General features: G+C 71.1%; 12 protein-coding genes. 1 reads left to right on the forward strand and 11 read right to left on the reverse strand.

The window, feature by feature from the left end; translation table 11 throughout:
- Window positions 1-68: 68 nt before the first annotated feature.
- The 5 genes from ABZ919_RS24785 to ABZ919_RS24805 form a co-directional block, all read right to left on the reverse strand.
- Window positions 69-1655, reverse strand: a complete 1587-nt coding sequence (locus ABZ919_RS24785) for a Na+/H+ antiporter (protein ID WP_361251688.1) — start codon at window positions 1653-1655, stop codon at window positions 69-71.
- 112 nt (window positions 1656-1767) lie between these two features.
- Complete coding sequence (locus tag ABZ919_RS24790; protein WP_361251691.1) at window positions 1768-2235, reverse strand: GNAT family N-acetyltransferase; 468 nt, start codon at window positions 2233-2235, stop codon at window positions 1768-1770.
- Window positions 2232-3176: an RluA family pseudouridine synthase gene (locus ABZ919_RS24795; protein WP_361251693.1), complete on the reverse strand. Its 945-nt coding sequence runs from the start codon at window positions 3174-3176 to the stop codon at window positions 2232-2234. The genes ABZ919_RS24790 and ABZ919_RS24795 overlap by 4 nt, the downstream gene beginning before the upstream one ends.
- 69 nt (window positions 3177-3245) lie before the next feature.
- Window positions 3246-3890 (reverse strand): signal peptidase II, encoded by a 645-nt coding sequence (gene lspA / locus ABZ919_RS24800; protein WP_361251696.1) that lies wholly within the window; start codon window positions 3888-3890, stop codon window positions 3246-3248.
- Window positions 3891-3949: 59 nt separating this feature from the next.
- The gene (locus ABZ919_RS24805) at window positions 3950-5371 is read right to left on the reverse strand and encodes a TraR/DksA C4-type zinc finger protein (RefSeq protein WP_361251699.1); all 1422 of its coding nucleotides are present in this window, start codon (window positions 5369-5371) and stop codon (window positions 3950-3952) included.
- A gap of 630 nt (window positions 5372-6001) precedes the next feature.
- Here ABZ919_RS24805 and ileS point away from each other — a divergent pair.
- Window positions 6002-9145: an isoleucine--tRNA ligase gene (gene ileS / locus ABZ919_RS24810; protein ID WP_361251702.1), complete on the forward strand. Its 3144-nt coding sequence runs from the start codon at window positions 6002-6004 to the stop codon at window positions 9143-9145.
- Between the two features lie 644 nt (window positions 9146-9789).
- On the opposite strand, the gene ABZ919_RS24815 is transcribed toward ileS, so the two are convergent.
- From ABZ919_RS24815 to ftsZ, 6 genes are all read right to left on the reverse strand, one after another.
- Entirely contained in the window at window positions 9790-10983 is a 1194-nt protein-coding gene (locus ABZ919_RS24815; RefSeq protein WP_361251705.1) for a DivIVA domain-containing protein, read from the reverse strand.
- Between the two features lie 55 nt (window positions 10984-11038).
- A complete protein-coding gene (locus ABZ919_RS24820) occupies window positions 11039-11326 on the reverse strand; it encodes a YggT family protein (RefSeq protein ID WP_055707297.1) in 288 nt (95 codons plus the stop codon).
- Window positions 11327-11388: 62 nt separating this feature from the next.
- Window positions 11389-12030: a cell division protein SepF gene (sepF, locus tag ABZ919_RS24825; protein WP_361251709.1), complete on the reverse strand. Its 642-nt coding sequence runs from the start codon at window positions 12028-12030 to the stop codon at window positions 11389-11391.
- 128 nt (window positions 12031-12158) lie between these two features.
- Complete coding sequence (locus ABZ919_RS24830; protein WP_361251712.1) at window positions 12159-12878, reverse strand: YggS family pyridoxal phosphate-dependent enzyme; 720 nt, start codon at window positions 12876-12878, stop codon at window positions 12159-12161.
- Window positions 12879-12884: 6 nt separating this feature from the next.
- Window positions 12885-13613 carry a peptidoglycan editing factor PgeF gene (gene pgeF / locus ABZ919_RS24835; RefSeq protein WP_361251715.1) on the reverse strand — a complete coding sequence of 243 codons (729 nt, stop codon included), beginning with the start codon at window positions 13611-13613 and terminating at the stop codon, window positions 12885-12887.
- The gene (gene ftsZ, locus ABZ919_RS24840) at window positions 13610-14821 is read right to left on the reverse strand and encodes a cell division protein FtsZ (protein WP_361251718.1); all 1212 of its coding nucleotides are present in this window, start codon (window positions 14819-14821) and stop codon (window positions 13610-13612) included. Before ftsZ ends, pgeF begins: the two co-directional genes overlap by 4 nt.
- Between the last annotated feature and the right edge of the window lie 105 nt (window positions 14822-14926).

Raw genomic sequence — 14926 nt, forward strand, 5'->3', positions numbered from 1 at the left:
TCCACAGGTCCGGCACGTTTGTATGACTGCCTGTGCACAGGGGTCGCCGCGGTGCCGGAACGGCGGGATCATCGCAGGCTGCGCACGTCCAGATGCCTGAGCACCCGGTCGACGATCTCCGGATCCGCCCCCGGCTCGCTCCGCGCCGCCAGCACCGCGTGCCGCGCCGCACTCAGCATCTCGTTCTGGATGTTCCTGACCCGTCTCAGCCGCTTGGCCCGCTGGTGCTGAGCCTCCCGCCGCTCCTCCTCGCCCATGTCGGGACTGATCCGGATCCCGATGTCGAAGGCCCGCCGCAGCATCTGCTCGGACAGGTCCTCGGGCAGCTCCTCCACCTGCTCGATCTCCCGCAGCCTGCGCTTGGCCGCCCGCGCGGCCCGCACCGCCAGCTCCTTCTCGAACTCCTTCTCCCGCTCGGAGTCCGCCTGCACGCGCAGCCACCTCACCAGGGAGGGCAGCGTGAGCCCCTGCAGCACCAGCGTGACGACGATGACTCCGAAGGCGATGAAGATGATCTCGTCGCGGTCGGGGAACGGGGAGCCGTCCTCGGTCTTCAGCGGGAGGGCCAGCGCCAGCGCCACCGAGGCCACCCCGCGCATCCCGGACCACCACATCACGACGGTCTCCCGCCAGCTGACCGGGATCTCCTCGTCGTAGTCGCGCAGCGCGTGCAGCCGCTTGGTCAGCCAGGTCGCCGGCAGCAGCCACACCAGCCGTACGACGATCACCACGCCCACGACCGCTCCGGCCCAGCCGAGCAGCTCGCCCCAGCGTCCCTGGGCGGTACGGATGGCGTTGTGCAGTTCGAGACCGATGAGCCCGAAGGCGACTCCGGTGACGAGGGTGTCGATGATGTCCCAGAAGGTGTGCCCGGCCAGCCGGGTCATCACGTCGTCGGCGCCGGTGGCGTACTCGGCGAGGAACAGCGCCGTGGTGAGCACCGCGAGCACCCCGGAGCCGTGCAGTTTCTCCGCCAGCACGTAGGAGGCGTACGGCACCAGCAGAGTCATGCCGATCTGCAGGGTCGGATCACCCAGCAGGTCCATCACCCTGTTGGCGCCCCAGCCGAGCGCCAGACCCACGACCACCGCGACCACGGCGGACAGCACGAAGTCCAGGCCGGCCCCCCACGGCGAGAACGAGCCGCTCACCACAGCGGCGACCGCCACGTGGTACAGCACGATCGCGGTGACGTCGTTGAAGAGCCCCTCGCCCTCCAGGATCGACACCAGGCGGCGCGGCAGCCCGAGCTGCCCCGCGACACTGGTCACGGCGACCGGGTCGGGCGGGGCGATCAGCGCGCCGAGCGCGACGGCGGCGGCGAGCGGCAGCCCAGGCACGATCGCGCCGGCCACGAACGCCACGCACACCATCGTCACGAACACCAGCGCCACGGCCAGCAGGAAGATCGGGCGGACGTTGGCGGCGAACTGCCGCCAGGAGGTGCGCCGTACGGCCGCGTAGAGCAGCGGCGGAAGCAGCCCGGGCAGAATCAGCTCCGGCGGGATGTCCACGTCGGGCACGAAGTCGGCCACCGCCAGGACGCCGCCGAACAGCGTCATCAGCACCGGTGCCGGCACGCCCAGCCGGTCCCCCACCGGCACGCTGACCAGGGCTCCGAGCAACAGGACGAACAGCAGAGCCAACTGATCCAAGGCCGGCACTCCGGGGGTCGACGATCACACGCAGACCTCAAGCCTGCCACCCGGCCCGCGCGAACGCCCGCCGCGGGGCTCGGCGCAGGACCCCGCGGGGCTCGGCGCAGGCCTACAGGGCCCGGCGCATCGCCCGGTGCGGGATGCCCGCGTCCTGGAACTCCGCGCCGTACGCCGCGTAACCGAGGCGCTCGTAGAAGCCCAGGGCCTGGGTCTGCGCGTGCAGGTCCACCGCGGTCAGGCCACGCGCGCGTGCCGCGTCCTCGACGGCCCGCACCAGGGCCGCGCCGACGCCGAGCCCGCGGGCCTCGCGGGAGACGGCGAGCCGCCCCAGGGAGCCCACCGAGACGTCACCGCCCGTCTTCGCCGCCGCGGCCTCGCCGTGCAGCAGACGCCCCGTGCCGAGCGGCGTGCCGTCCTCACGGATCGCCAGCACATGCACGGCGACCGCGTCGTAGGCGTCGTACTCGATGTCCTCGTCGACGCCCTGCTCGCGGACGAAGACCTCCTTGCGGACGGCGAAGCAGGCCTCGCGGTCGGCGGGGTCGTCGGCGATCCGGACGGTGTAGGGCACGCTCACGCGTACGTCTCCTCACGGACCTGGTCGAGGGCCTTCCGCAGGTCCTCCGGGTAGTCGCTCTCGAACTCCACCCACTGTCCGTCCTCGGGGTGCTCGAAGCCGAGGCGCACGGCGTGCAGCCACTGGCGGGTCAGGCGCAGCCGCTTGGCGAGGGTGGGGTCGGCGCCGTAGGTGAGGTCGCCTACGCAGGGGTGGCGGTGGGCGGACATGTGGACGCGGATCTGGTGGGTGCGGCCGGTCTCCAGCTTCACATCCAGCAGGGAGGCGGCCCGGAACGCCTCGACGAGGTCGTAGTGCGTCACCGAGGGCTTGCCGTCGGCCGTGACCGCCCACTTGTAGTCGTGGTTCGGGTGGCGGCCGATCGGGGCGTCGATGGTGCCGCTCGTCGGGTCGGGGTGGCCCTGGACCAGGGTGTGGTAGCGCTTGTCGACCGTGCGCTCCTTGAACTGGCGCTTGAGCGACGTGTACGCCCGCTCCGACTTGGCGACCACCATCAAGCCGGAGGTTCCGACGTCCAGGCGGTGCACGATGCCCTGGCGCTCGGCGGCGCCGGAGGTGGAGATCCGGTAGCCGGCGGCGGCGAGACCGCCGATGACCGTGGGGCCGCTCCAGCCCGGAGAGGGGTGCGCGGCCACGCCCACCGGCTTGACGATCACGACCACGTCATCGTCGTCGTGCACGATCTCCATGCCCTCGACCGGCTCGGCGACCACCTGCACCGGCGCGGGCGCCTGCGGCATCTCGACCTCGAGCCAGGCACCGCCGCTCACCCGCTCGGACTTGCCGACCACCGCGCCGTCGACCTGGACCTTGCCGGCCGCGGCCAGCTCCGCCGCCTTGGTGCGGGAGAAGCCGAACATGCGGGAGATGGCGGCGTCCACGCGCTCGCCCTCCAGGCCGTCGGGCACGGGCAGGGTACGGATCTCGGGAATCGTGCTCACCCGTCGAGTATGCCGGACGGGTGGAACAGGCCCGCACGAGCCTGTGGAAAACCGGCTGGGGCGGGCGCCTCAGTCCCTGTGGACCGTGCCGTCCGGGTCCAGGCCCCGGAAGGACAGCAGCACGATGAGGATGCCGCCGCACACGATCGCCGAGTCCGCCAGATTGAAGACCGCGAAGCCCTTGGGCGCGATGAAGTCCACGACCTCGCCCTCGAAGATCCCGGGCGACCGGAAGATCCGGTCGGTGAGGTTGCCGAGGGCACCGCCGAGCAGCAGGCCGAGCGCGATCGCCCACGGGTAGCTGTACAGCTTGCGGGCCAGGCGCATGATCACGACGATCACGGCCGCGGCGATCAGTGTGAAGATGATCGTGAAGGCCGCGCCGACGCCGAAGGCCGCGCCCGGGTTGCGGATGGCGTGCAGCTCCAGCCACTCCCCGAGGAGCTTGATCGGCGCGTGGCCCTCCAGCTTGGCGACCACCAGCGTCTTGCTGATCAGATCGAGGACGTAGGCGAACGCGGCCACCGCGAACAGCACGGCGATCCGGCGGCCGCGGCGGCCCCGCACGTCCGCCGGGGCCTGCTGCTCGCCCGCGCCGGACGCACCGGCCGCGGCGGACGCGCCGGAGCCGGCGGGCCCTCCGGCCGCCGCCGTCTGCTCGCCGCTGTCGTCCGGGGTGTCCGGCGTACCGATGATGCGCTCCGCCTCTGCCACGTGAGTCCCTCAACCTAGGTGCCTGACTGAGGACGAGACTACGGCACCGCTGCGCCCACTCAGGAGCGACGTTCCTGCTTCTGCTTGCACTCGACGCACAGCGTTGCGCGGGGGAAGGCCTGCATCCGGGCCTTGCCGATGGGGTTGCCGCAGTTCTCGCACAGGCCGTACGTACCCGTCTCCAGCCGATCCAGGGCGCGCTGGGTCTGGATCAGCATCTCGCGCGCGCTCGCGGCCAGCGCCATCTCGTGCTCGCGCGTGATGTTCTTGGTGCCGATGTCGGCCTGGTCGTCTCCCGCGCCGTCCCCGGAGTCCCGCATCAGGCCCGCGAGCGAGGCCTCGGAGGAGCTGATCTCCTCCTGCAGCCGCTGCGCCTCGGACAGCAGCTCGGCGCGGGCCTCGGCGACCTCTTCCGAGGTCCAGGGGTCCTCGCCGGGGCGCACCGCCAGCTCGCCGGGCTCCGCCGCGGCGACCCGCGCCTTGGGAACGGCGGTCTCCGCCGTGGCCGTGCCAGGAGTCTTCTTCGCAACCACTGTCGTGGCTCCCGTCTGCTTCGCGGCCCGCGCCGCGCCCGGTTTGTTGGCCCTGCTCGTGCCGGCCGCCTTCGTGGAGGCACCCGCTGCGGTCGCCCTCCCGCCGCCGGCCCTCTTCGCCACCGGCTTCTCGTCGACCGTCTCCTTCGCCTTCGCCACCCCCTTCTTCCCGCCTTGCTTGCTGGTCACCGCCTTCTTCGATGCCGTCCCGGCCACCACAGCGTGACCGACGACCGCCTTCTGCGCCGGAGCCTTCTTGACCTCGGCCTTCTTGACCGCGGCCTTCTTCACTTCGGCCTTGTCGGCCGGTGCCTTCTTGACGGCGGCCTTCTTGCCGCCCGCCTTCTCGTCGGCCGTGGGCTGCGCGGCCGCCTCCCCGGGCGCCGCGTGCTGCGCCGCCGCCTTCCTGGGGGCCGTGTGTTCCGCGGCCGCCCTGCTGGGGGTGGTCCTCGGGCCTGCCTTCCGCTGCGGGGCCGTCTTCCGCCCGGCCGCCTTCCCGGCGGCCGTCTCCTTCGCCGCAGCCCTGCCGGCGGCCGTCTCCTCCGCCGCAGCCCTCCCGGGGGCGCCGGCCCCGGCCGACGTCTTCCCGGCAGCCGCCCCCTCGGCCGTGGCCTCCTTCGCCGCCTTCCTCCTGGTCGCCGTCCCCTTCGCCGCGGACCTCCCGGCAGCCTTCTGCGCGACCGCCGTCTCCTCGGCGGCCGACTTCCGGGAAGCCGTCTCCTTCGCGGCCGTCCTCGCGGGCGCCTTCCCGGCGGCCGGCTCCTTCACGGCCGTCTCCGTCGTCGGCGTCCTCCTCGCGGCCGGATCCGCCGTCCTCCCCGCGGTCGCCCTCTTCTTCCCGGCCACTGCCTTGGCCTCACCGTCGGAGGCAGCCGCAGCGCCGGAGGCGACAACGCCCCTGCGACGGCCGGTCGCCGGCTGCTGTACGGCGGTCTTTTTCGCCACCATGGCCGGGACCCCTTCACATATTGTGATTTTGCGCGCGAATCGTGCTGGGACGATAAATCGACTTGAGTCCCGCGGCAACGGGGCACACCGCCCGATTCGCCCGCCCGCACCCCCGTGCAGCGGGCCTGCATCCGTTGTGCCCAGCTCCCCGCCGGGTAATCCGCCGGGCCGCGCCCCCCGCGGACCCGAGGACCCGTCCCCCTCGCCATTCGGGTCATCCGGGACCGTCATGCGGCACGCCACCGCTGCGCGCGCGGAACCGGTCGGCGACCCGGGGGGAAAACCGGTCCGCGGCTGTCCGCGCGGCGCCGTACACTGGGCGGAGCGAAAAGCGTGGATGGGGACGAGTAGCGGCGTACGCAGCCCAGAGCGACCCGGGGACGGTGTGAGCCCGGGGGCGAGCGCGACGTGAAGATCACCCCGGAGCCGCCGGAAGAAAGCCGCAGTCCGAGCGCCGCGGCGAGTAGAGCCGGCTTCGCGACCCCAATGAGGGGGCCCACCGGCGCGTAGGGCGCGGCGGAGGGCCAAGGAGGGTGGTACCGCGGGAGCGCGCCGCACACGGCGTAGGCAGGATCGAAGGCTCTCGTCCCTCCGACGGAAGGAAGCAAGTCCGTTGGAGGATGCTCGCAGATGACAGCGCCGACGTACCGCCAGGTGCCCGCACAGGTCGACCTGCCCGCTCTTGAGCACGCCGTGCTCGACTTCTGGCGCGAGCAGAAGATCTTCGCCAAGAGCCTGGAGCAGTCCGAGGGCCGCCCGGAATGGGTGTTCTACGAGGGCCCGCCCACCGCGAACGGCATGCCCGGCGCCCATCACATCGAGGCGCGCGTCTTCAAGGACGTCTTCCCCCGCTTCCGCACCATGCGCGGCTACCACGTGGCCCGCAAGGCCGGCTGGGACTGCCACGGCCTGCCGGTCGAGCTGGCGGTCGAGAAGGAGCTGGGCTTCTCCGGGAAGCAGGACATCGAGGCGTACGGCATCGCCGAGTTCAACGCCAAGTGCCGCGAGTCGGTGACCCGGCACACCGACGCCTTCGCCGAGCTGACGACCCGCATGGGCTACTGGGTCGACCTGGACGACGCCTACCGCACCATGGACCCCGAGTACGTGGAGTCGGTCTGGTGGTCGCTGAAGGAGATCTTCACCAAGGGTCTGCTGGTCCAGGACCACCGTGTCGCCCCCTGGTGCCCGCGCTGCGGCACCGGCCTGTCCGATCACGAGCTGGCGCAGGGCTACGAGACGGTCGTCGACCCCTCCGTCTACGTCCGTTTCCCGCTCACCTCCGGTCCGCTCGCGGGCCAGGCCGCACTCCTGGTGTGGACGACGACCCCCTGGACCCTGGTGTCCAACACGGCGGTCGCCGCGCACCCCGAGGTCACCTACGTCGTCGCGACCGACGGCGCGCAGAAGCTCGTCGTCGCCGAGCCGCTGCTCGCCAAGGCGCTCGGCGAGGGCTGGGAGAGCACCGGCCAGACCTTCACCGGCGCCGAGATGGAGCGCTGGACGTACCAACGTCCGTTCGAGCTGGTGGAGTTCCCGGAACCGGCCCACTACGTGGTGAACGCCGACTACGTGACGACCGAGGACGGTACGGGTCTGGTCCACCAGTCCCCCGCCTTCGGTGAGGACGACCTCAAGGTGTGCCGTTCCTACGGCCTGCCGGTCGTGAACCCCGTCCGGCCCGACGGCACCTTCGAGGAGGACGTCCCGCTGGTCGGCGGCGTCTTCTTCAAGAAGGCCGACGAGAAGCTCACCGAGGATCTTCAGCAGCGCGGCCTCCTCTTCAAGCACCTGCCGTACGAGCACAGCTATCCGCACTGCTGGCGCTGTCACACCGCGCTGCTGTACTACGCGCAGCCCTCCTGGTACATCCGCACGACGGCGATCAAGGACCGCCTCATCCAGGAGAACGAGAAGACCAACTGGTTCCCTGAGACGGTCAAGCACGGCCGCTTCGGCGACTGGCTGAACAACAACATCGACTGGGCGCTGTCCCGCAACCGCTACTGGGGCACCCCCCTGCCGATCTGGCGCTGTGAGGACGACCACCTCACCTGCGTCGGCTCCCGCGCGGAGCTGACCGAGCTGACCGGCACCGACCAGTCGGCCCTCGACCCGCACCGCCCGTTCATCGACGAGGTCACCTTCGCCTGCCCGCAGGACGGCTGCGGCAGGACGGCCACGCGCGTGCCGGAGGTCATCGACGCCTGGTACGACTCGGGTTCGATGCCGTTCGCGCAGTGGGGCTACCCGTACAAGAACAAGGAGCTGTTCGAGAGCAGGTACCCGGCGCAGTTCATCTCCGAGGCGATCGACCAGACCCGCGGCTGGTTCTACACGCTGATGGCCGTCGGCACGCTGGTCTTCGACAAGTCGTCGTACGAGAACGTCGTCTGTCTGGGCCACATCCTCGCCGAGGACGGCCGCAAGATGTCCAAGCACCTGGGCAACATCCTGCAGCCGATCCCGCTCATGGACCAGCACGGCGCGGACGCGGTGCGCTGGTTCATGGCGGCCGGCGGCTCCCCGTGGGCGGCCCGCCGGGTCGGGCACGGCACGATCCAGGAGGTCGTGCGCAAGACCCTGCTGACGTACTGGAACACGGTCGCCTTCCAGGCGCTGTACGCCCGTACGTCCGACTGGGCGCCCAGCGCGGCCGACCCGGCCCCGGCCGAGCGCCCGCTGATCGACCGCTGGCTGCTGTCCGAGCTGCACGCGCTCACCGGCGAGGTCACCGAGGCGCTGGAGACGTACGACACCCAGCGCGCCGGCAAGCTGCTGTCCGCGTTCGTCGACGACCTGTCCAACTGGTACGTCCGCCGTTCGCGCCGCCGCTTCTGGCAGGGCGACAAGGCCGCGCTGCGCACGCTGCACGAGGTGCTGGAGACGGTCACCAAGCTGATGGCGCCGATCACCCCGTTCATCGCCGAGCGGGTGTGGCAGGACCTGGTCGTGCCGGTGACCCCGGGCGTCCCGGAGTCGGTGCATCTGGCCGCGTGGCCGCAGCAGGACCCGTTCTCGATCGACCCGGAGCTGTCGAAGCAGATGGTCCTGGTCCGCCGGCTGGTGGAGCTGGGCCGTGCCACGCGCGCGGAGTCGGGCGTCAAGACGCGCCAGCCGCTGTCCCGCGCGCTGATCGCGGCGAGCGGCTTCGAGTCCCTGGACCCCGAGCTGCACGCCCAGATCACCGAGGAGCTGAACGTCTCCTCGCTGGCGTCCCTGTCCGAGGTCGGCGGCAGCCTGGTGGACACGACGGCCAAGGCCAACTTCCGTGCGCTGGGCAAGCGGTTCGGCAAGCGGGTGCAGGACGTGGCGAAGGCGATCGCGAACGCCGACGCGGCGGCGCTGTCGCTGGCGCTGCGCGAGGGGACGGCCTCGGTGGAGGTCGACGGCGAAACGGTCACCCTCGCGCCCGACGAGGTGATCATCACGGAGACGCCGCGCGAGGGCTGGTCGGTGGCCTCCGACTCCGGCGCCACGGTCGCCCTGGACCTGGAGATCACCGAGGAGCTGCGGCAGGCGGGCCTCGCCCGGGACGCGATCCGGCTGATCCAGGAGGCCCGCAAGAACAGCGGGCTGGATGTGGCCGACCGGATCGCGCTGCGCTGGACCTCCACGGACCCGGCGGTGGTCGCGGCCCTGTCCGAGCACGCGGAACTGATCGCCGACGAGGTCCTCGCGACCGACTTCGGCCAGGGCGAGGCCGACGACAGCTACGGGGACGCCTTCACCGAAGAGGGCCTGTCCCTCACCTTCCGGCTGCACAAGGCCTAGCCGCATCCGAGGAAGGGCCCGGCTCCGTCGCGGAGTCCGGGTCCTTTCCGTCTTCCGGCAGGCGCTGTTCCGCGTCCGGGCCCAGTGCGGCCGGCAGCGCTCGGTCCGGTGCCCGGCTCACGCAGAGCGCACCGGTCTCGGAATCGTTCGGGTGCCCGGTAAGGACGAAACCACCCGCGGTGAGGACCGTTCGCATCGCCTCGATCATCGCGCCCTCGAGGATCGTCGTATGCGCAAGTACCGGGTCCCGGTAACGCCGTTCGGCCGGACACCACCGCCCGGCCTCCCGCAGCGCGGGAGGGGGTTCCCGGCCGATGGAGACGCCGCCCGTCCCCACACTCCGGTCGGCCTCCACCACGGCCCCCGCTCCGGCGGACCCGTCCGGTCCCGGCTCGCGCACCGGAAGTCCCGCCGCTGCGGGCTGTGTACGCGCCTCGGCCGCCCGGGCTTCCCACCGCCGGATCGTTTCCTCATCGGCCGGCGCCCGCCAGGGAGGGCGTTTCCGCTCATGGCGGTCAGGCTACGGGACCCGTCGAACACCCCCGTCAACCCGCGTAAAAAGGGCGGGCCCCCGGGACCGAAGTCCTGGGGGCCCGCCCTAGGGACGCTGCCGACGCCGTTGTCGTACTGGTCTCAGGGACCTGTCAGTTGTCGTCCTCGTCGATCAGGAACCCGCGCATCGGCGAGGGTGCCTGGCCCATCGGGGACGGGCCCTGCGGACGGACCGGGGCCATGGGCTGGGTCATGGCCGGGGTCATCTGCTGCTGGCCGCCGTACGACGGGGCGGACGGAGCGGGGTTGCCGCCCATCGTCTGGTTGCCGCCGTAGGACGGGGCGCTCGCGCCGGCCGGGGCCATGGAAGGCGCCGGGGACGGCGGCAGGGACGCGGTCGCCGGGGTGCGCGGCGGGGCCAGGGAGTCGTCGGCCTGGGTCTCCAGCTGGCGCAGCTGGGACTCGAGGTACGACTTCAGGCGCGTGCGGTACTCGCGCTCGAAGCCGCGCAGGTCCTCGACCTTGCGCTCCAGCGTGGCCCGGGCGGACTCCAGGGAGCCCATCGCGACGCGGTGCTTCTCCTGCGCGTCCCGCTCCAGGGCGTCGGCCTTGGCACGGGCGTCACGCTCCAGACCCTCGGCGCGGCTGCGGGCCTCGCCGACGATCTTGTTGGCCTCGGAGCGGGCCTCGGCGATCGCCTGGTCGGCGGTCTGCTGGGCCAGCGAGAGGACTCGGGCGGCGCTGTCGCCACCGGGGCCCTGACCGGGCATACCGGGTCCACCCATGGGACCGCCCATGCCCATCGGCTGCTGGCCGCCCATCGGGCCCTGACCCATCGGACCCTGACCCATCGGACCCTGACCCATGGGGCCCTGACCCATCGGGCCCTGACCCATGGGGCCCTGACCCATGGGGCCCTGACCCATCGGACCCTGGCCCATGTGGCCGGGACCCTGCGGGCCGCCCTGGCCGCCGGGACCGGCGGGCAGCTGCGGGGCACCGCTCGGCAGCTGGGGCGGGCCACCCATGGGGCCGCCCATCTGCTGCTGCGGCGGGCCCGATATGCCGGCGGGCACCGGCGCGCCGGGCCCTCGCATGCCCTGCTGCTGAGGGTGGGGCTGCTGGTCCTGGTCCGGCGGGCCCTTGCGCATGTTCTGCTGGTTCTGCGCGGCCGCACGGGTCGCCGCGGCCAGCTTGGCGCGCAGGTCCTCGTTCTCGCGGAGCAGACGGGTCAGTTCGGCTTCGACCTCATCGAGGAAGGCATCGACCTCGTCCTCGTCATAGCCTTCTCGGAGGCGGACGGTCGTGAACTGCTTGTTCCGCACGTCCTCGGGGGTCAACGGCATCTCTTCACCTCAACGTAGTCATCGGCAGTCGGCAAGACCGTATCGTCCACCCTCATCACATGAAGCTCCCCGTGATGGAGAGGAGGATGTAGACGATGATCATCAGTACGAAGAAGGACAGGTCGAGCGCCACGCCCCCGAGACGCAGCGGCGGGATGAACCGCCGCAGAAGCTTCAGCGGTGGATCGGTGACAGTGTAGGTGGCCTCCAGTACGACCACCATCGCCTTGCCGGGTTGCCACGAGCGGGCGAACTGGAACACGTAATCCATGACAAGCCGGAAGATGAGCACGGCGAGGAACACCAGCAGCGCGGTGTGGACCACCGTGACGAACACGCTCATGGCCTGCGCTTCCCTCTCCCCTGTTCCGTGCTCTTCCGAGCCTCGATCCGGTTACCTGCTTCTCAGCTCTGGTTGAAGAACCCGCCCTCTGCGATGCGGGCCTTGTCCTCCGCCGTGACATCGACGTTAGCAGGAGACAACAGGAACACCTTCTGCGTCACCCGCTCGATGCTGCCGTGAAGACCAAACACCAAACCGGCCGCAAAGTCGACAAGTCGCTTCGCGTCTGTGTCATCCATCTCAGTCAGATTCATGATCACCGGGGTGCCCTCACGGAAGTGTTCCCCGATGGTACGGGCCTCGTTGTAGGTCCGGGGGTGAAGCGTGGTGATCCGGTAAGGCTCTCGCTCGGACACAACCTTGGGCATGATCACCGGCGCGTTCTTCTCGAGGGACTGACGTTCTTGTGTGATGGATGCCACGGGCGCGATGCGCGCCGGACGTCCGGATTCCGCGGCGAGCGAAGTTGAACGGGCCACCGGCTCACGGGGCGCGGGCGGTTGCACGATTCGCACCTCTTCGTCCCTTTGGGACTGATGTGCGCTGTGCGGCTGGTGTGAAGATTCGTGCCGTCGATGGTCCCGCTCCGGCTCCGGGTCCAACTCGGGCTCGAAGTCGTCGTCGGGGTCGAATCCGCGGCCGTCGTACCCATCGTCCTCCACGAGGCCGAGGTAGACCGCCATCTTGCGCATCGCGCCGGCCATGCTCTGAGTCCTCCGCTCTGTGGTGGATCGACTGACGACTGCCAAGTGCCCGCGATCCACGTGGTCGTTGTGCCCGCCTTCGCAGGCACTGACCATATTTTCTGCTGTGGTCCGACTTCCTGGCGACGTTACCCGAGCCTGGGGCGGACTCCGAGTACCGCGGTGCCGACGCGCACATGTGTCGCCCCGGCGGCAACGGCCTGTTCGAGGTCCGCACTCATCCCTGCCGACACCATGGTTGCAGCCGGATGGGCTCGGCGCAGGTCAGTCGACAAATCCATGAGGCGTTCAAACGCCGCCTGTTCGCGTCCCGCGTACTCCCCGGTGAGCGGAGCGACGGTCATCAGACCGTCGAGCCGCAGCCCCGCAGAGCCCGCGACGAGATCGGCCAACTCTTCGATTCCGCCGGGGGCCACGCCCCCGCGCTCACCGCGGGCGCGTTCGCCCGCGTCCAGCGCGACCTGGACGAGACAGCCCACCTCGCGCCCGGCCCGCACGGCCTCCTTCGACAGGGCCGTGACGAGCCGCGAACGGTCGACGGACTGCACGACATCCGCGTAACCGACCACGGACCGCACCTTGTTCGTCTGCAACTGACCGACGAAGTGCCATTTCAGCGGCAGATCCGCGCACGCGGCGGCCTTCGGCGCCGCGTCCTGGTCACGGTTCTCGGCGACATGGCGCACACCGAGTTCCGACAGGATCCGCACATCGCTCGCCGGATAGGTCTTGGTGACCACGATCAGGGTCACCTCCTCCCGCTCGCGCCCGGCGGCCACACAGGCGGCGGTGATGCGCTCCTCCACTTTCGCCAGATTTGCGGCGAGTTCGGTCTTACGGTCCGTCATGCCCCATCAGTCCAGCCAGACGTAACCCGCGAGCCGCCCGGTGGTGCGGTCACGGCGGTACGAGAAGTGGTTGTCCGACTCCAGCGTGCACTCCGGCGACTGCGCCCGGTCGCGCACCCCGAGCCGGTCGAGCTGCGCATGCACCCCGGCGCCCACGTCGACCGCCGGCGTACCCCAGCTCGTTTCGGCGTGCGCCGCCGGCTCGGCGGCCGCCACCTCGGCGCGCATCTCCTCAGGCACCTCGTAGCACCGTCCGCACACGGCGGGTCCGGTGCGGGCCACGATCCGGCCCGGCTCGGCGCCGAGTGCGGCCATGGCCCGCACGGCGGCGGGGACGATCCCCTTGACCATGCCGGGCCGGCCCGCGTGCGCCGCCGCCACGACCCCGGCGACGGGATCGGCCAGCAGCACCGGCACGCAGTCGGCGGTGAGGACGGCGAGGGCGAGTCCGCGGCGGGCGGTGACGATGGCGTCCACCTCCGGCACCGGGCGCTCTCCCCAGGGCTCGTCCACCACGGCCACGTCGGCGCCGTGCACCTGGTTCATCCAGACGACCAGCCCCGGTTCGACGCCGAGCGACTTGGCGGCGATGTCCCGGTTGGCCCGTACGGCTTGCGGGTCGTCGCCGACCGCGCCGCCGAGGTTGAGCTCCTCATACGGAGCGGCGCTCACCCCGCCCCACCGGTCGGTGAAGGCGAAGTGCGCGCCGCTCACGCTCTCGCGCCGTCCTATCACTTGAGGAAGTCCGGTACGTCCAGTTCCTCTGCGGCGCTGTCCGCGTAGGAGGGCCGCGGCGCCGGGGTGACCGGCGGGGCGACCGGGATGTCGGCCACCGGCTCGGCCACCGGCTCCGGCTCCTCCTTCGGCTTGACGCTGCCGAGGGACCCGAAGCTGGGGCGGCTGGGCTCGCTGGGGCGGGCCACAGCGGGCTCCTCGCGGCGGGAGCCCGTCGAAGCCGAGGCCGAGCCGAGGACGTTGTCCCGGCGGGCCGGGGGCTGGCCGCCGTCGAAGCCGGCCGCGATCACGGTGACCCGGACCTCGTCGCCGAGGGCGTCGTCGATGACCGCGCCGAAGATGATGTTCGCCTCGGGGTGCGCGGCCTCGCTGACCAGCTGGGCGGCCTCGTTGATCTCGAACAGGCCCAGGTCGCTGCCGCCGGAGATGGAGAGCAGCACCCCGCGGGCGCCGTCGATGGACGCCTCCAGCAGTGGCGAGGAGATCGCCATCTCGGCCGCGGCCACCGCGCGGTCGTCGCCGCGGGCCGAGCCGATGCCCATGAGGGCCGAACCGGCCTCGGACATGACCGACTTCACGTCGGCGAAGTCGAGGTTGATGAGGCCGGGGGTGGTGATGAGGTCGGTGATGCCCTGGACACCGGAGAGCAGGACCTGGTCGGCGGACTTGAAGGCGTCCAGGACCGAGACCTGGCGGTCCGAGATGGACAGCAGCCGGTCGTTGGGGATGACGATGAGGGTGTCGACCTCTTCGCGCAGCTCGGCGATGCCGTCCTCGGCCTGGTTGGCGCGGCGCCGTCCCTCGAAGGTGAACGGACGCGTGACCACGCCGATGGTGAGGGCGCCCAGCGAGCGGGCGATGTTGGCGACGACGGGTGCGCCGCCGGTGCCGGTGCCGCCGCCTTCACCGGCCGTCACGAAGACCATGTCGGCCCCCTTGAGGACCTCCTCGATCTCCTCGCGGTGGTCCTCGGCGGCCTTGCGGCCGACGGCCGGGTTGGCTCCGGCGCCGAGTCCGCGGGTGAGTTCGCGGCCGACGTCGAGCTTGACGTCGGCGTCGCTCATCAACAGCGCCTGCGCGTCGGTGTTGATGGCGATGAACTCGACACCCTTGAGACCGACCTCGATCATCCGGTTGATGGCATTGACACCACCGCCGCCGACACCGATGACCTTGATGACTGCGAGGTAGTTCTGCGGTGCTGCCACGTCGAAGGCCTCTCGCCTCGAATTACGTTGTCGCCGCGGTGCGGTGCCCCGCGCCGGGACGACGGATGCCGAATGGGACGGTCCGTAGCGCCGACCCGAACCCTA

Source organism: Streptomyces sp. NPDC046759 (genome assembly GCF_040645475.1).
Taxonomy (GTDB): domain Bacteria; phylum Actinomycetota; class Actinomycetes; order Streptomycetales; family Streptomycetaceae; genus Streptomyces.